The 18036-nt window shown below is 40.0% G+C and carries 15 protein-coding genes; 11 read left to right on the top strand and 4 right to left on the bottom strand.

The window, feature by feature from the left end; translation table 11 throughout:
- The first annotated feature begins 39 nt into the window (after nucleotides 1–39).
- Both QFX10_RS02435 and adhE read left to right on the top strand, forming a co-directional pair.
- A complete protein-coding gene (locus tag QFX10_RS02435; RefSeq protein WP_280606652.1) occupies nucleotides 40–1314 on the top strand; it encodes a hypothetical protein in 1275 nt (424 codons plus the stop codon).
- A gap of 325 nt (nucleotides 1315–1639) precedes the next feature.
- Entirely contained in the window at nucleotides 1640–4333 is a 2694-nt protein-coding gene (gene adhE / locus QFX10_RS02430) for a bifunctional acetaldehyde-CoA/alcohol dehydrogenase (protein ID WP_280606651.1), read from the top strand.
- A gap of 177 nt (nucleotides 4334–4510) precedes the next feature.
- On the opposite strand, the gene tnpA is transcribed toward adhE, so the two are convergent.
- Nucleotides 4511–4960 carry an IS200/IS605 family transposase gene (gene tnpA / locus QFX10_RS02425; protein ID WP_280606650.1) on the bottom strand — a complete coding sequence of 150 codons (450 nt, stop codon included), beginning with the start codon at nucleotides 4958–4960 and terminating at the stop codon, nucleotides 4511–4513.
- A gap of 73 nt (nucleotides 4961–5033) precedes the next feature.
- On the opposite strand from tnpA, the gene QFX10_RS02420 reads away from it, so the two are divergent.
- The 5 genes from QFX10_RS02420 (at nucleotide 5034) to QFX10_RS02400 (ending at nucleotide 9764) form a co-directional block, all read left to right on the top strand.
- Complete coding sequence (locus tag QFX10_RS02420) at nucleotides 5034–6284, top strand: RNA-guided endonuclease InsQ/TnpB family protein (RefSeq protein WP_280606649.1); 1251 nt, start codon at nucleotides 5034–5036, stop codon at nucleotides 6282–6284.
- 207 nt (nucleotides 6285–6491) lie between these two features.
- On the top strand, nucleotides 6492–6863 hold the full coding sequence (locus tag QFX10_RS02415; protein ID WP_280606648.1) for a pyridoxamine 5'-phosphate oxidase family protein: 372 nt from the start codon (nucleotides 6492–6494) through the stop codon (nucleotides 6861–6863).
- A gap of 92 nt (nucleotides 6864–6955) precedes the next feature.
- The gene (locus tag QFX10_RS02410; protein WP_280606647.1) at nucleotides 6956–7942 is read left to right on the top strand and encodes an amidohydrolase family protein; all 987 of its coding nucleotides are present in this window, start codon (nucleotides 6956–6958) and stop codon (nucleotides 7940–7942) included.
- 52 nt (nucleotides 7943–7994) lie between these two features.
- The gene (locus QFX10_RS02405) at nucleotides 7995–8708 is read left to right on the top strand and encodes a ferric reductase-like transmembrane domain-containing protein (RefSeq protein WP_280606646.1); all 714 of its coding nucleotides are present in this window, start codon (nucleotides 7995–7997) and stop codon (nucleotides 8706–8708) included.
- 234 nt (nucleotides 8709–8942) lie between these two features.
- Nucleotides 8943–9764 carry an Rgg/GadR/MutR family transcriptional regulator gene (locus QFX10_RS02400; protein ID WP_280606645.1) on the top strand — a complete coding sequence of 274 codons (822 nt, stop codon included), beginning with the start codon at nucleotides 8943–8945 and terminating at the stop codon, nucleotides 9762–9764.
- A gap of 688 nt (nucleotides 9765–10452) precedes the next feature.
- Here the strand turns inward: QFX10_RS02400 and QFX10_RS02395 are convergent.
- The gene (locus QFX10_RS02395; protein WP_280606644.1) at nucleotides 10453–11232 is read right to left on the bottom strand and encodes a class I SAM-dependent methyltransferase; all 780 of its coding nucleotides are present in this window, start codon (nucleotides 11230–11232) and stop codon (nucleotides 10453–10455) included.
- A 138-nt stretch (nucleotides 11233–11370) separates the two neighbouring features.
- Nucleotides 11371–12609, bottom strand: coding sequence for an ISL3 family transposase (locus tag QFX10_RS02390; RefSeq protein WP_280606192.1), 1239 nt, complete (start codon nucleotides 12607–12609; stop codon nucleotides 11371–11373).
- A 394-nt stretch (nucleotides 12610–13003) separates the two neighbouring features.
- Between QFX10_RS02390 and QFX10_RS02385 the strand changes: the two genes are divergently transcribed.
- Nucleotides 13004–13438 carry an Rrf2 family transcriptional regulator gene (locus QFX10_RS02385; protein WP_280606643.1) on the top strand — a complete coding sequence of 145 codons (435 nt, stop codon included), beginning with the start codon at nucleotides 13004–13006 and terminating at the stop codon, nucleotides 13436–13438.
- Nucleotides 13439–13507: 69 nt separating this feature from the next.
- The gene (locus QFX10_RS02380; RefSeq protein WP_280606642.1) at nucleotides 13508–14545 is read left to right on the top strand and encodes an NADP-dependent oxidoreductase; all 1038 of its coding nucleotides are present in this window, start codon (nucleotides 13508–13510) and stop codon (nucleotides 14543–14545) included.
- 181 nt (nucleotides 14546–14726) lie between these two features.
- On the opposite strand, the gene QFX10_RS02375 is transcribed toward QFX10_RS02380, so the two are convergent.
- Entirely contained in the window at nucleotides 14727–15542 is an 816-nt protein-coding gene (locus QFX10_RS02375; protein WP_280606641.1) for a MurR/RpiR family transcriptional regulator, read from the bottom strand.
- A gap of 133 nt (nucleotides 15543–15675) precedes the next feature.
- On the opposite strand from QFX10_RS02375, the gene QFX10_RS02370 reads away from it, so the two are divergent.
- A complete protein-coding gene (locus QFX10_RS02370) occupies nucleotides 15676–16368 on the top strand; it encodes an N-acetylmannosamine-6-phosphate 2-epimerase (protein WP_280606640.1) in 693 nt (230 codons plus the stop codon).
- A 6-nt stretch (nucleotides 16369–16374) separates the two neighbouring features.
- Nucleotides 16375–17874, top strand: coding sequence for a PTS transporter subunit EIIC (locus QFX10_RS02365; RefSeq protein WP_280606639.1), 1500 nt, complete (start codon nucleotides 16375–16377; stop codon nucleotides 17872–17874).
- Nucleotides 17875–18036 lie beyond the last annotated feature (162 nt).

Here is an 18036-nt window from a genome sequence, read left to right as displayed (position 1 = left end):
GTTTACAATAAGAGTATAAATAAGAAAGGGGGGCTAGCAATGTATGATTACCGTGAAGATATCAAGCAATTGCTCAATGTAACTGGTAACACTCATAATGAACTAAAGATCGCAGCTGAAGCGATCCGAGTTATTTTAAAGATCGCTGAAAAAAACGGAAACGAGCAACAGCAGACCGTAAGTGAAAGTGAAGAAGAGCAAAAAGATGATCAGTCGGAGCAAACTGCGCAGCTCAAAACAAATAAAGTAGACGTAAAAACTGTGCCAGAACAAAAAAGTGACTTGGTACAAGAAACGACAGTAGCAAAAGAAGAGCCAGAGTTGCAGATCGAAGTGACTAAAAGACCAACGCTAAAGATCGATCGGACGCTCCAAACGCTCCAAACGATGTTGACGGCTAAAGGGGATAGCAAAGCTCTAGAAGCATGGATCAAGAAAGAACCTCAGATCTTTGAGAAACTTTTTGAAATGGTGATGGTCTATAAAGTCTCGACTCGTAGAATGGGATTTAAAGCCTATAACAAAAATAATAAAGAATTGAAGTTTAATGAATTTATTCGGAATCAGTACAATCCGCGGAATGGAGATGCGATCATTGTCAATAATGCTCATTCAGATACTCCGCGGATCGTTAAACTGATCCGCCGCCCAGATGAACTGTATGTCCCCAATACGATCACTTTTGATCAAGGGGTCGTTGAGATGAATGATGAAGGTAAATTAGTCGTTGAACATGATGTAAATGGTCATGAATTAGTTGTTGATGGGCGGATCTTTACATATAAAGTCCCGCTCCAAGCATTTAATGTCAAAGAAGGCAGTTTAGTTCGCTTACGCTGGTACGCACGACCGCGTGGGATCCGTTTGAATGATGATATCTCGATCGCTTGGGTCTACCCAGAAAAGCACGAACACCCAAATGTTACACCTAAAAAAGAGAGTACACCTAAAGCCACCTTTAAACCAGCGATCGAATTTGATCTTGCCGGTAAGACAGTCGGGATCGTCGTGGGGCGTGAATTATATCGTGATAAATACGAAGAGATCATCAAAGCTCATGGAGGCGAGATGATCATGGTCGATGCATTTTATCACCGTCGCGATCCCGAACGCTATTTTGCTAGAAGATTGAGTGGGGCTGACTATATTGTCATGGTCCAAAATCAAAATAAACATAATACAAGTTATGCTTTAGCGAAGATCAAAGATCAATTTGAAGGCTTTGCTGTAGCTAAAAATCTAACTGGGATCCAAGTCGAACAAGCGATCTATCGAGCTTATAAAGGCCTTCCAGCTTTTGTAACTGGACAATAATAGGATAAATGATACGAATGAGTTAAGTTTAGCTTATTCGTATTTTTTCTTAAAAAGTTTGTTTTTTGTTGCACAAATTTTACTTTTATTAGCTAAAAGTAAAATTTTAGGTAGATGAGTTCTAAGGACTATTTAAAAAATAGGTAACAGTGTAAAATGAACATTATTACTAAATGTAAGCGCTGAGAAGTAGATAAAAATATTTAAAAAAAAAGAGTAAAAATAATTGAAATCGTTCTCAAAAAGCGCTAATATAATTAGTGAAGTTATTCACATGATGGTTGTGATGACTTATCGATACGTCAGTAATTGGAGGGAACATTAAATGAGTAAAGATGAAAAACAAAAAAAGCGCGTTTTGACACCTGAAGAAAAAGAAGCTAAGCAAAAGAAAGCTCAAGCTTATACCGAAGAACTAGTTGAAAAAGCGCTCAAAGCTGAAGCAAAGTATGCGACTTTTACCCAAGAACAAGTTGATAAGATCGTTTTTGAAGCCGCTTTAGCTGGCTCAGAAGCAGCTTTGGAGCTAGCGCATGAAGCCGTTGCTGAGACTGGTCGAGGCGTTGTTGAAGATAAAGATACTAAAAACCGCTTTGCAACTGAAAATATTTACAATTTGATCAAACACGAAAAAACTGTTGGGGTCATTTCAGAAGATAAGATCAAAGGTCAAGTCAAGATCGCTGCTCCTTTAGGGGTCTTAGCAGGGATCGTTCCGACAACGAATCCAACTTCGACTACGATGTTCAAGGCCCTCATGGCTTTAAAAACGCGCAATGCGATCGTTTTTGCCTTCCATCCTCAAGCTCAAAAATGTTCAGCTCATGCAGCTAAGATCATTTATGATGCTGCCGTCGCTGCTGGCGCTCCTAAAGATATCATCCAGTGGGTCGAAACGCCATCATTAGAAAATACGACAGCTTTGATCCAAAATAAAAAGATTGCTTCGATCTTGGCAACTGGCGGTCCAGGAATGGTCAACGCTGCTTTACGTTCTGGTAACCCTTCGATGGGTGTTGGAGCTGGTAACGGGGCTGTTTTTGTCGATCACACTGCACATTTGGAACGCGCAGTTGAAGATCTTTTATTATCAAAACGCTTTGATAATGGTATGATCTGTGCAACAGAAAACTCTGCTGTCGTTGAAGCACCAGTCTACGATAAATGGTTAGAATTGATGCAAGAAAAAGGTGCTTACTTAGTACCAAAAGAAGACTATGAAAAGATCGCAGACTTTGTCTTTAATGACAACCATGGTGTCAACGGACCTGTAGCTGGACGTTCAGCCCAATGGATCGCAGAACAAGCAGGTGTCTATTTACCAGAAGATAAAGATGTGATGCTCTTTGAACTTGATCCTAAAAATATCGGCGAAAAGCTTTCATCTGAGAAACTTTCACCCCTTTTGTCAGTTTATAAGGCTAAAGATCGAAAAGATGGGATCAAGATCGTTGGAGCTTTGCTCGATTATCAAGGAGCAGGACACAATGCTGCGATCCAGATCGGTTCGCAAGGCGATCCGTTTGTCACAGAGTTTGGCGACCAGACAAAATCTGCACGTCTCTTAGTTAACCAACCAGACTCGATCGGTGGGATCGGTGATATTTACACAGACGCACTTCGACCAAGTTTGACACTTGGAACAGGATCATGGGGGAAGAATTCATTGTCACATAATTTATCTACAAATGATCTTTTGAACATCAAGACCGTGGCTAAACGTCGTAACCGTCCACAATGGGTCCGTTTGCCAGAAAAGATCTATTATGAAAATAACGCGATCTCATATTTGCAAGATGATACTGAAGAGATCAAGCGTGCCTTTATCGTTGCTGACCCAGGGATGGTTCAATTTGGTTTTGTTGATAAAGTTTTAGAACAATTGTTGATTCGAGAAACACCAGTTAAAACATCGCTTTATGGTACAGTTCGACCTGATCCAACGTTAGGCCAAACGATCGAGATCGCGCGCCAAATGGCTGAATTCAAACCAGATACTGTGATCGCACTTGGGGGCGGTTCGGCGCTTGATGCGGCGAAGATCGCTCGTTATATTTATGAATATTCGCTTGAGCAAGGACCTGGGTTTATGGATAGTTATGAAAACGTCAGTGAACTCTTCACGCTCTTGCAACAAAAATTTGTCGATATCCGCAAGCGGATCGTCAAATTCCACCACGCGGTCGAGACAAAACTGATCGCGATCCCAACGACCTCTGGGACTGGTTCTGAAGTAACACCATTTGCCGTGATCACTGACGATAAAACACATGTTAAATATCCGTTAGCTGATTACGAATTGACACCACAGATCGCGATCGTTGATCCAGAATTTGTCATGACTGTGCCAAAACGCACTGTAGCTCTTTCAGGGCTTGATACGCTCTCGCATGCGTTAGAATCGTACGTTTCTGTTATGGCCTCTGACTTTACACGTCCATGGTCGTTAGAAGCGATCAAGTTAGTCTTTGAAAACTTAGTTGAATCATATAACTATGATCCAAAGAATCCAACATTAGCGGGTGAAAAAGCACGAGAAAATATGCACTATGCAGCAACTTTAGGCGGGATGGCCTTTGCTAATGCGTTCTTAGGGATCAACCACTCGATCGCCCATAAAGTTGGGGGTGAGTTTGGGTTACCACATGGTTTATGTATCTCGATCGCAATGCAACCAGTGATCCGCTTCAATGGGACTTCAGGTAAAGTAAAACGAACACCTTACCCACGTTATGAAGTTTACCGCGCTCAAAAAGACTATGCTGATATTGCACGCGCTTTAGGACTTAAAGGCAAAGATGATGCTGAATTAGTCGAAGCTTTATGTCAAAAGATCACCGAGCTTTTCAAAGCGTTAGATGTAGAACCAAAACTTTCGGCTAATGGCGTGACTAAAGAAGCGTTTGAAGGAGCGTTAGATGATATGGTCGATCTGATCTATAACGATCAATGTACTCCAGCGAACCCACGGCAACCATTTTTAGAAGATATTCGCCAATTACTGCTTGATCAATTTTAAAATGGGACTGTGATATAGAAAGTGATGTTTTTGAGCTTCAAGGCACTCAAAGACATCACTTTTTTTCTTGTTGAAGAAGGTGAGCAGATAATTTTTGCTCTTAAAATGACCGTGTTATATTTTAATGAGATTCAGCCGGAAATTCCGTGACTTTAGTCATGGGATGGATAGGCCCTATCAAGCTTCGTAAGGAGCTTTTTTCATCTCATTGTATTTTTGATCGTTTATATATTTCTCAACTACTTCTTTACCCATATTACCTAATGTGCTCATGTAGTAACTAGGCGACCATAAATGACCACCCCAGTATCGGGACTGCCGAATTTCCGGGTGTCGACGTAAGAAAATAAAGGCACTTCTGCCTTTGAGCGCTTTGATGGCGCTAGTCGGTGCCTTGCTAGGCGGAAAGCTAATTAAGACATGAACATGGTCAGGTATAACTTCCATTTTCTCGATTAAGATTTCGTTATCCTCGGCTACTTGCCATAGGATATCCTTCATTTCGTTTGATAACTCATCAGTAGTAAAAGTTTTATGACGATATTTAGTAACCCAGATCAAATGGTAATGGAAATTATAGATATAACGACGAGTATAAATGGCCTCTTTGATTTTTTCTTTAGTCATAATATGGTCTCCTTTGTTAATATATTGACATCATGATATAATGTTATTATATCAATAAGGGAGGTGAAATCCAATGAAGTCAATGGCAAAAATGAAATATCATTATGGCCTAAAAATGCGCTGCTATCCTAGTGACCAACAAAAGCAGTTGATTAAAATCAACAGTGACGCTAGTCGCTTTATCTATAACGAAATGGTTGCGATCAATAAGGAACTGATGCAGCTTCGCAGAGTTAAGCTACCGATTGACATAGTTCGGGATCGTATTAAGCAACTAACTATGCGCCAAAACGCTAAGCAAATGTCTAATCACTATCAATTCTTAGAAGATAAACGAATTGATAGTTTGACGAAAGCTAATGCCATTCAGAACTATCGGAAAGCTTGGAATGCTTTTCGGAAGGTTCACACCGCTGGTGTTCCTAAGTTTCATCGAAAGAATTATCGCTGGCGTTATCAAACCAATTGTCAATACCCAGGGCAAAAGACTGCGTTGCTAACTAACGGTACAGTCTGTTTTCTAGATAATAGCCATGTCAAAGTCCCTAAAATCGGACTGTTACGTGTTGCCGGTTCGCAAGCACGGCTTTTGAAAAGAATATGCGAGACTAGAATTGGTACTGTGACGTTGACTAAAGATTCAGCGGATCGCTTCTTCTTATCAATGCAGTTAGCTTCAGATGAATCTTTTGTTAAAGTGGCCAAAGCTACTCATGGGCATGTTGGAGTTGATCTTAATACTGATAACTTCTTAACCGACAGTGAAGGTAACATAGTTCCTAATCCACGATATTATCGCACTATTAAAGGTAAATTAGCCAAAGAACAGCGCATTTTATCTAGACGGCAACAACGTGCAAAAAAAGAACATCGTTCTTTACGCGATAGTAAAAATTACCAAAAGCAACGCTTGCTAGTTGCCAAACTCCACGCCAAAGTAATGAACCAAAGACATAATTTTCTCCAACAAATCTCTACTGCATTAATCAAAAACCACGATTTAGTAGTAGCCGAAGAGTTGCGTAGCAAGAATATGCTTAAAAATCATGCTTTAGCACTTAGTATTTCGGACGTTGGTTGGCGAACATTTCTTGGCATGTTGGCTTATAAAGCAGATCTATATGGTCGACAATTTATCACAATCAGCCCAAGAAATACTACCCAAACATGTCACAATTGTGGCTTTGTGATGGGTACTAATGGCACGAACAAACTAACGTTAGCTGATCGAAAATGGACGTGTCCGAACTGTGGTATTCATCATATTCGTGATTGGAATGCAGCTAAAAATATTCTGGATAAGGGAATTGCTAAATTATCCTAGCTTATCTGTCCCTATGGCAACCTGGGGACATAAAAGGCGTTGGTAATTAGACGACCGCTACTTGATTGCAACCTTGGTTGGTCAAGCAAGTTGTCCCTATCTACGCAAATTGTGGTCTGAAATCCACGAGGATTTTCGGCTCACAAGCCATTGACTTTAGTCAGTGGTGGTTGACGAGTTACAAAAAGAAAGTAAAGAGGTAGGCTGATGGATAAAAAATTTTTAGAAGTTTTGCAACATGAAGGACCGGTGACCATGATCACACTTAAGGCACGACCAGTCAATGTGGTCAGCACCTGGATGTCTTATCTTAAAGTCGATCCAGAAAATGAACTGCTATATGCTCCAGCTGCGGGGATGCGCTCGATCGAAAATGATTTTCAGACAGATCAAACGCTGTTATTGACATTTGGTTCTAAAGAAGTCGAAGGTACTGTAGGTCCTGGGGCTGGTTTTTATGTGACAGGGCAAGGTTCATTTTTAGCGAGTGGTCCGATCTATGCGGAATTCAAACAAAAATTTCCTTGGGTACGTAAAGTTTTACAAGTTAAGATCACAAAGATCGAACAAAAGATCTAAAGACAGGTCACGCTAAGAGGCGTGACCTTTTTGTAACTTGTCAGTTATAAAATGACTGGCTAAAATAACAGTAGTTAGAAAGGAGTGGAAAAATGAAAAAGATCGATGGACATGTACATTTGATCCGTGCTTTAGCTGGACTAAATGGTAAAGGTCGCTTAACGCCTTTAGGAGATGGGAAAGCGATCTTTGATGATGGTGAAGTGATCCAGCTGATCCCAAAAGGTTGGGGGACTGATCAAGTTTTAGCGGAAAATTTTTTAAAGATCATGGAGCAACATGAGATCGAACGTGCTGTTTTATTGCAAGGTTCGTTGAACGGCTATCAAAACTATTATTCTTATCAAGTCGTCAAACGTTATCCAGAAAAATTCAGTGCGGCTTTTGCGATCGATCCTTTTGCCAAAGAAGCTCAAAAGATCGTCAAACGTTATGTTGAAGTTTTAGGTTTTCGGGCACTTAAGCTTGAGATCAGTGAAGGTGGCGGGCTTCACGGTTATCATCGACCGTTTTCACTAACTACTGAGTCTAGAGTGGGTTGGATCATGCATTATTTAGCAGCGTATCCAGGTTTTGTCATTGTTGTCGATTATGGTGCAGCCGAGCAGAGCAGTTATCAACCAGAAGCACTTGCTGAATTGGCTAGACGCTATCCGCAGCTAGATTTTGTGGTTTGCCATCTCTCATTTCCCAATGCTGATCGGCCTGCGCAACTGCGAAATGTGCTCCAACAATTTGCCCCCTATCAAAATATCGCAGTGGATCTTTCAGCTGTACAAGATATCGAAGGGGAAAGAAGTAACGCCTTTCCTTACCCACGTTCACAACAAGATGTTTTATGTGCTAAAGAATTTTTAGGTGCCAAGCGCTTAGTATGGGGGACTGATTCGCCGTGGTCGGCGACATTTAATCGTTATGAACAGTTAGCGACTTGGCTTGAAGCTAGTCAGCTCTTTACACCAAGCGAACTACACGCAGTCATGTATGCCAATGCTGAGAGGATCTATTTTAAACCAGACCACATCGAAGCGTTTCGGCAGTCAGAAGATCTGGCGCTAAAAAATTTTAGGTGCCCTTGAGTGGACTTCATAGTTTATACTCAAAGTAAAATTTGAGTCAGGGGGAAAAACTATGGGAAAATATCGCTTTTTACTCGGTTTGTTAGCTGTTTTATTTGGGAGTTTATTTTTAGATGCAAATAAAGCGATAGTCCAAGCAAAAGAAAATGACAAGAAGACGTTGATCATCTACTTTTCGATGTCAAATACGACAAAAGAAGCAGATTTTTATTTCATAACTTTTAAAGAAAAGAACTTTACAGAGAGTCACCCTTTTTCCGTTGCATCTGCACCCAGTGAAAAAGCTGATGAAGTGATCTTTATGATCCACAAAACGGGTGATTTCACCCAAAAGATCGGCCAGATCAAACGAGGTACAAAAGTCAGTTTGGAAGGGCCATTTGGCCTCTTTGATCGCTATGTCAAAAGCGCTAAAGGTCCGGTGATCTTATACGGGTTAGGAACAGGAGTTGCGCCTCTTTTTAGTTTAGCTCTTGAATATGCTGAACAAAAACCTATTCATTTGATCTGGTCAACGAACGGGCAAATGCTGACTGGATATTACCAAGAGATGCTTGCTCGTTTGCAAAAGACTAAAGTCAAATTAGATGTGAAACAGCACCGTTTTACTCCAGATGAATTGCGCCAAAAGTTAACAGCAGAAGAACTTAAAACTGGACTTGTCGTGGTCGTTGGTTCCGCGCCAGTCGTTTTGCAAGTTGAACAGACATTGAAAGCAGTAGGCTTTTCTGAAAAACAGATCTTAGATGAACGTTTGACGATGTAGTCTAAAAGACAGGTAGAGCGCCTGTCTTTTTTATTGGGCACATCAGACATATTTGGAAAAACGTCTCATTTTAGAGCATATTTAGTTATTTGTATCAAAAGATCCGCTAAAATAAGAAAAAAGCTTCTGCCGTCAAAAAAATCAAAATATGAACCTAGCTAAACGGACCTTGGCCTTTGCAAAAAAAGTAGTTCGATCTCAAGTGTCGTGCATTTTTACAAGGGGGTAATCGTTATGTATGGTGAGACCGTAAAACAGATCCGCGAAGCTAAGAATTTATCACTTAAGGCGGTCTATACTGGGATCTGTTCAAAAACAAATGCGATCGCCTTTGAAAAAGGTGAGCGGATGTTAGCTGCTGATAAATTTAGCGAGGTCTTAGCTAATTTGATGGTGACGACAGAAGAATTTCACTGGATCGAAAATGGCTATCGTCCAGCTGAAAAAGATTATTATCTCTATTTGATGCGGCGTTCGTGGAACGCGCAGGAGTTAGAAAAGTTTGAGCAACAACTAAAGAGCATTGAACGTTCTGAGACAGTGACGCAAGTCTGGCTCGCAAGCTATCGTCTCTTGAACGCTTATGGACAAAAGAGACCTTTAGATGAGCACGATTTGGGAGTCGTGGTCAGTTATTTTACGCGCCTATCGTCGTGGACACTAGAAGATATCCATCTTTTTGCTAGTAATTGTTATACTCTGCCGTATGATCTGATGCTAGGGTTGCTAAATGAAGCCCTCAAAGTACAAAAACGTTATGCTTACTATAAAGATAGCGATAAGATCTTTGCGACAGTTTTAGTCAATTGTTTGGAAGAAGTATTCAACCAAGGTGATCTTTTGACGGCTAGTGAATTATTGGAACATTTAAAAGAGTTTACAGGTGATATTACGATGCTTGGTTTCAAATTATTTGAAAAGTATTATCAAGCTCGTTTGATCTATCAAGGTGAAGATCAAGCGCGCGGAAAAAAGGAGTTACAAAAGATCTACCATGTTGCCGAGGTCCTAGAAGATCAACTCGTGATGAACGAGATCAAAAAAGTTATCAGCTAAAAAAAGACAAGCCTAGTCTTGGGGGTGACTAAGCTTGCCATTGATTGGTGATGCGCAAACGCATCATAATAAGTAATGAGCAAGAGATCTAACTTTGCTTGTCTTAAGTTTATCCACGACCTTTAGCCAGTATCTACATCGTCTAACTTTTGGTCGTTTAAGGAATTGTCCTGCGTTTTTGCTAAAAGTAAACCGGTATTTTCTTGACTATTAGAGCTGTGAGCACGCGCTGACGATGGGCGATCACTGAATTAGTGATGATTTTTGGGCTGTTAGGTGGATATGAGCTACTTTGTGCTGATCACATTGCAATTTAGTTTTTGGGTCAACAGGATCACCGGCTGTTTGAGGCGCTTGTAGAGGCACTTCAAATTCTCGCGTAAAGGATCGCTCTATTGGCCAAGCTCAAGTTTAAGTGCTTTTCTATGGTTTCTCTTGCCTTGGCTATTTCAACTGATCTTTTACACTACGAGGCCTATTTAGTCGCAATCTTTCGTTTGACTCGAGCATTATCTAGAGACGAAAGTCTTACTTTTTGAACTCAAAATACTAAACCCATCACTTTTTAAAGCTATTGATCCGCTATTCTTAAACCCATTCCAACATCAACTCAATTAAATATTGGACCTAAAGCTAATGAGCTGGCAGTTTTTGATAGCTGCTCTCTGACATGGCTTTATCTCAAAGCTTAAATGTTTTTAGCTTCAACGATCATGTAAGGAGAAGTACTCGTGTATGCTGAACGGTCATAATCTCCATAGACATTTGTCAGTGTCAGTCCTGCTTGTTCGAGCAGATATTTGATCTCTTGAAGTGAATATAAACGTAGATCGATCGCATAGTGTTTTTCGATCCCGTTGATGATCCTGATCTGATCCAAGCGCAGTGTTCCGTCTAAGGCATTTAGTGATCTTTCTTCTAACAAATAACCAGTATTTTGGTCACCAAACCACATTCGCGGAACAAGATTTTGTAATAAGAAATCTTTATTATTCAAATGTAAAACAAGAGTCCCATTATTGCTTAGAAGATTCTCTTTGATATTTTTAAAGATCTGCATGGTCTCTTTATCTGGTAAATAACCTAGAGAACTTTCCATGCTATAGATCAAAGCATATTTGTAGGGGCTGATGAATGTTTTAGCATCAGCTACATAAACTTTCCCTTCAGCATTTTTATCCAAATTAGCACTTGCTTTTTCAACGTAACGACGATTGATATCGATCCCGTCAACATGATATTTAGCGTTCAACGCGGTCAAATGTCTCCCTTCGCCACAACAAAGATCAAGGATCGGAAAGCTATTTTTAGTCGCTTCTTTTAAATAATTATCTTTGATAAATTTAAGTTGAGCTTTCAATTCGATATTCAAAAGCTCAGCGTAGATCCGCGAATATGAACTATCAAAGAATTCTAAAATGCTATCTGGCTGGCGTTTCTTTTGAAAGTGAAGTTGACGGAGTTTCATTTTTTGTCATCCTTTCTTTAATTAAATCAAATTTTATATAAATTATTCTAAATGAAAGTTCATAAGAAAGGGTATCCGTCAACTGATATGGATATTCCTACAAACACTTCCTACAATAGAATTGTGGGGAGTGTTTTTTTACGCAAATATACAATCAATTCGTAAAAAGAAAAATTGTTGATTAGCAAAACCGTAACAACTTCGTTTTAAGAGTTTGATCTTTCGATTGATACCCTCCAAAGGACCATTGGAATATATTGAAGTTACGCTATTTATTAGATAGCTGCGATTTTTACGGAAAGTACGAATGGTCGTATCCATCTCTGTATTGGTGCGCTCATAACTATCAAGAACCTCATTCAAAGTAGTAATGTCTTTATTCTTCAAAGCTAAGGTAATATCTTGGTAAGTCTGATAAACTATTTTGAATTTAGAAAATTTATTGATGATCAAGTCGATCGCATTCTGTTGAGTCATATATTCATTGATTCCCCTAAGATAGACAACATTTTTAGGGTCGATCTCATCAGATTTTTTATGGAATAAACGCCACTGTGATTTGAGGATCTTATATTCTCGACTATGCTTATTGAGCGACCTAGTGAGAGCGATTCGACAACTGTCTAAAGCACGTCCGGCTAGCTGAACGATATGAAATCGATCAATAATAATCTTGGCATTCGGGAAAAGTCGTCGAATGAAACGCTGGTATTGAGCGTTTAAATCAATGACGACCGATTCCACTTGATCACGTTCAAACTTTGAGTAACGATTTTCAAAATAATTGATAATGGTAGAAGATAGTCTATCTGGGAGTTTAGCAACTAACCTATGAGTTTGTGCATCACAACAGATAAAAGAAGTTGTATTTTTAATCGAACGAAATTCATCAAAACAAAGATTCTTGGGCAAAACAGGTACTCGATATTGAGGTTTGATCCGTTCGACAATAGTTCTTCGAACACTACTAGCAGAGCAATGACAGATGCGAGCGATAAGTTCACCGTTCAAACCTTCCCTAGCTAATAACATGATCTGATTTTTTAGTTTACGAGAAAGAGTTTGATTAGGCTTAGTCAATTCAGAGGTCGCACCGAAAGTTGTGCGACAATTTTTACATTGATAGCGTTGTTTATGAAGGATCATTTCATAACGTATACCGTTTAAACTTGGTAAACGTACGTGAGCTTTAGCGAAACCATTTTTATTAACAGTGGCAAAGCCACAATTTCGACAACGGCTGATAGGATAAGATAGTACAGCTTTGATCAAAACTAATTTCTCTGTGCCATTATTTAAATTATCGATAACATCAATAACTTTGAGATTAGGGTCTTTAATATTTAGAAGTTTTAGTATACAATCGTTATGGGACATTTAAATTCTCTCCTTTACGTGGTTTGTGGTGAATTCATTGTATAATGAGAGGGCATTAAATGTCCTTTTTTTTGCGCAAAAAAACTGGTATGGAATTTTTCATCCATACCAGAAAGTGTATACCCATAAGAAACTTATGTTAGGACAACAAAAGTTTACTAAAAAAATAGAAATACTTTGAAGTTCTTACGATTATTGATATCGCTTACAACTTGTCTAGACTTGATTTAATATATTCTTATCTTTGATGATTAATTTGAATATCAAACTATTTTTTGGGGTATTTATTTTAGAAAAAACTTGTTTTTTCGAGCAGTCTTAAGTATATTTGTCCTTATATCAGATACATATTTTGCGCAATGCAATTATCGATAAAAAGGAAATGGTTTATTGAATGGATACGAAATTTTCAGTCGCTTTACATGTTTTGACGATGTTAAGCGAGAGTGGCGCTGAACTTTCGTCAAGTGAGTTGGCGCAAAGCGTCAGGACTAATGCTAGTTATATTAGAAAAGTTCTCCGACTTTTGAAAAATAAAGGGTTGATCACTTCACAGCAAGGACGCTCTGGTTATGTTTTGACTAAAGATCCAGCTGAGATCAGTTTGCTGGAGCTCTATCTAGCGACGCAAGAGACAGAGCATATCACGTTATTTGCCTTACACAAAAATCCAAATACAAAATGCCCGGTCGGAAGAAATATCGAAAAAGCAGTCACGCCGATCTTTGAAACGGTAGAATATCAATTAGAAGCTGATCTAGCTCAAAAAAGTTTAGCCGATGTGATCGAAAGTCTATATCAAGTTGCCCATGAAAAAACTGACTTATAAACTGAGCCGGTTTTTTTATTCAAACACTTGTATCTAAATATGATACAACTTTACTGAAAGGAAGAAAAAATGAAAGCTGCTCAAGTTACTAAATACACTAAAAATGACCTTGCATTAACTTTATCTGAGATCCCACGTCCTAAGGTCAGCACAAACGAAGTCCTACTCAAAGTGCGGACAGCAGGTGTCAACCCGTTAGATAATATGATCACAAAAGGTGAGGTCAAGCTGATCACACCTTATAAATTACCTCTAGTCGCTGGAAATGAAGTTGTCGGAACGGTCGTTTTCTGTGGTGCTGAAGTTACTGAGTTTGCAGTCGGGGACCGCGTCTTTGGGCGTTTACCGCTTGAGCGCATCGGGGCTTTTGCTGAATATGTTGCCGTTAGAAGCGATGCTTTAGCTAAAGTTCCTGCTTATTTGAGTGATGAACAGGCGGCTGCGATCCCTTTGACGGCTTTGACAGTCATGGAAGCTTTTGCTTTGATGGATGTCAAAGCAAATAAAACGCTGTTTATCTCAGGGGGGACTGGTAGTTTAGGTGCGATGGCGATCCCTTTAGCGAAAGCGTATGGACTAAAAGTCATCACCAGTGGTAGTTTAGCTAATAAAGACCGCGTTTTAAAATTGGGAATCGATCGTTTTTTAGATTATAAAACAGAAGATTATGCCAAAGAGTTGACTCAAGTCGACTATGTTTTAGACACGCTAGGCGGAAAAGAGACTGAAAAACAGTTAAAGATCTTGAAAAAAGGCGGTCATTTAGTTTCGCTAAAAGGGCTGCCAAATGGTGCCTTTGCTCAAAGAATGGGCTTTTCTAAGCCAAAAAAACTACTTTTTACTTTGGCTGGCCGAAAGTTAGATCGTTTAGCTAAAAATTTAGGTGTCAACTACGACTTTGTTTTTGTGCGCTCTAACGGCCAAAATCTAAGCAAAGCTGCAGTGATCTTTGAAAAACAACAGCTCAAGCCCGCTGTTGATGAAGTGTATGCGCTAGAAGAGATCGATCTAGCGTTAAAGAAAGTAGCCCACGGACATTCACGAGGAAAGACAGTTATCAAAGTTGCACAGGATGCTGGAAAAGATGGGATATTTAACGACGACTAATAGGTACTTAAATATTAGCAGATAAACTGAAAATTCTGCGATCTTGTATAAGAAGAGCAAAAATAGTCAGCCCTGATTTTATATGGTCACTTTTCCAATATCTAAGAGAAAGTGTCGGCTTTTTTGCGTAAATTAAAAAGCGATCCATTAAAGTTTTTAAACTTTGCTGGATCGTCTTTTTTTATTCTTCACGTTTATCTAAGATCGCGCGGACGACTTTTTCGCGCATTTTAACAGTCGTTGTATGATTTTGTTCTTCATATTCAGCGACTAAGACCTCTCCGACTAAGAGTTGTGAGACTTTGCCGATCACTGAACCACCATTCAAGAAATCATCAACAGCAGTTTGTAAAACAACGTCAGCAGTTTGTGCGATCGGCGAGTGTAAATAAGTCGTGATCGCGATACTCTTGGCGTGATTTTGTTTGGCAAGTTTTAAGGCTGTCAATGTATCGTTTGTTCGTCCTGTCAAAGAAAGTGCGATAACTAGATCATTTTCGTTTAAGATCGCAGCAGTCTGTGCTTGGTAGTGCGGATCAGTCACAGCTTGAGCTTTGATCCCGACCCGTAAGAGCATATTTTCAAGTTCTTTACTTGTCAGAGCACTACCGCCAACGCCAAACAAATAGATATGCCGTGCGTTAGAGAGCAAGGCCACGCTTTGTTTGAGTTTTCTTTGATCGACTAACGCTAAAGTGTCAGTGATCGTTTTTGTCAAAGTCGCTTCTAGTTTAGCGTAAGGTCTAGTAGACTCAAGTGGTCGTGTCGTTTGATAGTCATCTTTAGCGACTTCGATCTTTAAATCGGAAAAACCGCTAAAACCCAGCTTTTGGCAGAGGCGGATGATCGTTGCATCACCGACATGTGTTTTTTGTTTGACTTCGTTCATCGTTTCAAAAATGATATTTGGCCCGACAAGTAAAAAATAGTCGGCAACTTTTTTTTCAGAAGTTGTCAGTGTGAAATATTGTGCTTGGATCTTATCTGTGAGTGTCATTCAAACCCCCCCTACTACCAATATACACTAATTTTTCTCAAAAAAAATTAAAAACGTTTACATTACTTGGAGGACGTGCTATATTTTAAGTGGAGATAATCTCCGATATTTATTAAATTGGAGGTAAGGTTTGATGAAAAAAGATGAGTTTATCCACAAAGTCAAAGGTGGCTTGATCGTTTCCTGCCAAGCTCTACCTGGTGAACCGCTCTATACAAAGGAAGGAGGCGTCATGCCACTACTTGCGTTGGCAGCTAAAGAAGGGGGGGCAGTCGGGATCAGAGCTAATTCAGTACGCGATATCGCTCAGATCAAAGCTTGTGTTGATCTACCATTGATCGGGATCATCAAGCGCGATTATCCGCCAGAAGAACCCTATATCACAGCGACGATGCAAGAAGTCGATGAATTAGTCCAAGTGGGGGTAGATGTGATCGCGTTAGATTGCACGCTTCGTCCAAGGCATGATAAGTTGACGATCAACGAATTTATTGCCCAAGTCAAAGCCAAATATCCGAAGCAGCTGTTGATGGCCGATATTTCAAATTTTGAGGAAGGGGTAAATGCTGCTGAAGCTGGGGTCGATTTTGTGGGAACGACTTTAGCTGGTTATACAAAAGAAAGTGTGGCTTGTGATGGACCTGATATTGAACTTATCACTGCATTAGTCAAGGCTGATCTAGATGTGATCGCTGAAGGTAAGATCCATACACCAGAGCAGGCAAAAGCGATCCAAAAATTAGGTGTGGCTGGGATCGTTGTGGGTGGGGCGATCACGCGGCCAAAAGAGATCACTGAAAGGTTTGTGCAAATATTAAAGGGGTAGATAAAAATGTTTAAAAAATTTTCACGCTTAGGTCAAGCATTCATGTTACCGATCTCGATCTTGCCAGTTGCCGGGCTTTTGTTAGGTCTAGGGGGCGCTTTGAGCAATGAAAGTGCCGTCAAAGCATATCCTTTCTTAGACCAAGCATGGCTACAGACGATCTTAAAAGTGATGAGCTTTGCAGGCAACGCAGTCTTTGCTAATCTAGCTTTGATCTTTACGATCGGGATCGCTGTTGGGTTAGCCAAGGCTGATAAAGGAACAGCAGGTCTAGCTGGTGGTGTAGCGTATCTAGTATATACAGCCACGATCAGTGGTTTGTTGGAATTATTCTCACCTAAAGGGGCCACGATCGATACTGGGGTCGTTGGAGCGCTTGTGATCGGTTGTACAGTCGCTTATTTGCATAATCATTATCGTAAGATCCAACTACCACAATTTTTAGGCTTTTTTGGTGGGTCTCGGTTTATCCCGATCATCTCAGCCTTAGCGGCGATCGCCCTAGGAACATGCTTTTATCTAATTTGGCCGCCGATCCAAAGCGGGCTACGAGTTGCAGGTGAAAATATCGCACATATGGGAGCTTTTGGAACATTTCTCTATGGTTTCTTATTGCGGTTGACTGGGGCAGTTGGTTTACACCACACGATCTATCCGCTCTTTTGGTACACTTCTTTAGGCGGAACAGAAACGGTAGCTGGACATGTCGTTTCTGGAGCGCAAAACATTTTCTTTGCTCAACTAGCTGATCCTTCACATACGGGCTTGTTCACATATGGGACGCGCTTTTTTGCCGGACGTTTTGCAACGATGATGTTTGGGCTTCCTGCAGCTGCTTATGCGATGTATCGTTGTTTACCTAAGAAAAACCGGCAAAAAGATGGTGGTTTATATTTGAGTGGCGGATTGACTTCATTTCTAACGGGGATCACAGAACCGATCGAATATACTTTCTTGTTTGTAGCACCGTGGCTTTACGTTGTGCATGCCTTTTTAGACGGACTTTCATTTTACTTTGCTGATATTTTGAATATCCGGATCGGAAATTCATTTTCCGGTGGTTTTATCGATTTCCTCTTATTTGGGATCTTGCAAGGAAATGATAAAACCAATTGGTTCAAAGTAATTTTGTTTGGACTTGTCTGGGCTGTAGTTTATTATGTCGTTTTCACTTTTTGTATCAAACGCTTCAAAGTACCGATCCCAGGTCTCTTAGTAGAAGAAACTTCGGCAACCACAGAAGTTAAGCAAGGTGGATCTCTTCATGAAGAAGCCTTGACGATCTTAAATGCTCTTGGAGGTCCAGAAAATATTGAAACTGTTGCAGCTTGTGCAACGCGTTTGCGGGTCGCAGTCAAAGATAAAGCTAAAGTAGATCAAAAAACACTAAAAGATCTAGGAGCTGTAGCTGTCTTAGAAGTTGGGGGTGGCATTCAAGCCGTTTATGGTGGCAAAGCCGATCTGTATAGTCAAGAGCTCAATCAGATCTTAGGTAAAGGGGAGTAGCCACTACTTTTCAACAGAAAAGAAAGCTTATAGTGAGTTTAGTAGAAGTGTTTACGTGAAAATCAATTTTCTCGATCTTAAAACAAGAAAAGCGGTTATTTAGGCTTTGACCTAGATAACCGCTTTTTTTGATCCGAACACGATCGTGGCAAGAACTTTTGA

Source organism: Ligilactobacillus faecis, from assembly GCF_029889745.1.
GTDB classification, from domain to species: Bacteria; Bacillota; Bacilli; order Lactobacillales; family Lactobacillaceae; genus Ligilactobacillus; species Ligilactobacillus faecis.
This window is presented reverse-complemented; position numbering and strand designations above follow the sequence as displayed.

What these genes read in the sequence shown, in the direction of transcription:
- QFX10_RS02435 (WP_280606652.1), top strand. Translation starts at nt 40, where the DNA reads ATGTATGATTACCGTGAAGATATCAAGCAATTGCTCAATGTAACTGGT.
- adhE (WP_280606651.1), top strand. Translation starts at nt 1,640, where the DNA reads ATGAGTAAAGATGAAAAACAAAAAAAGCGCGTTTTGACACCTGAAGAA.
- tnpA (WP_280606650.1), bottom strand. Translation starts at nt 4,960, where the DNA reads ATGACTAAAGAAAAAATCAAAGAGGCCATTTATACTCGTCGTTATATC.
- QFX10_RS02420 (WP_280606649.1), top strand. Translation starts at nt 5,034, where the DNA reads ATGAAGTCAATGGCAAAAATGAAATATCATTATGGCCTAAAAATGCGC.
- QFX10_RS02415 (WP_280606648.1), top strand. Translation starts at nt 6,492, where the DNA reads ATGGATAAAAAATTTTTAGAAGTTTTGCAACATGAAGGACCGGTGACC.
- QFX10_RS02410 (WP_280606647.1), top strand. Translation starts at nt 6,956, where the DNA reads ATGAAAAAGATCGATGGACATGTACATTTGATCCGTGCTTTAGCTGGA.
- QFX10_RS02405 (WP_280606646.1), top strand. Translation starts at nt 7,995, where the DNA reads ATGGGAAAATATCGCTTTTTACTCGGTTTGTTAGCTGTTTTATTTGGG.
- QFX10_RS02400 (WP_280606645.1), top strand. Translation starts at nt 8,943, where the DNA reads ATGTATGGTGAGACCGTAAAACAGATCCGCGAAGCTAAGAATTTATCA.
- QFX10_RS02395 (WP_280606644.1), bottom strand. Translation starts at nt 11,232, where the DNA reads ATGAAACTCCGTCAACTTCACTTTCAAAAGAAACGCCAGCCAGATAGC.
- QFX10_RS02390 (WP_280606192.1), bottom strand. Translation starts at nt 12,609, where the DNA reads ATGTCCCATAACGATTGTATACTAAAACTTCTAAATATTAAAGACCCT.
- QFX10_RS02385 (WP_280606643.1), top strand. Translation starts at nt 13,004, where the DNA reads ATGGATACGAAATTTTCAGTCGCTTTACATGTTTTGACGATGTTAAGC.
- QFX10_RS02380 (WP_280606642.1), top strand. Translation starts at nt 13,508, where the DNA reads ATGAAAGCTGCTCAAGTTACTAAATACACTAAAAATGACCTTGCATTA.
- QFX10_RS02375 (WP_280606641.1), bottom strand. Translation starts at nt 15,542, where the DNA reads ATGACACTCACAGATAAGATCCAAGCACAATATTTCACACTGACAACT.
- QFX10_RS02370 (WP_280606640.1), top strand. Translation starts at nt 15,676, where the DNA reads ATGAAAAAAGATGAGTTTATCCACAAAGTCAAAGGTGGCTTGATCGTT.
- QFX10_RS02365 (WP_280606639.1), top strand. Translation starts at nt 16,375, where the DNA reads ATGTTTAAAAAATTTTCACGCTTAGGTCAAGCATTCATGTTACCGATC.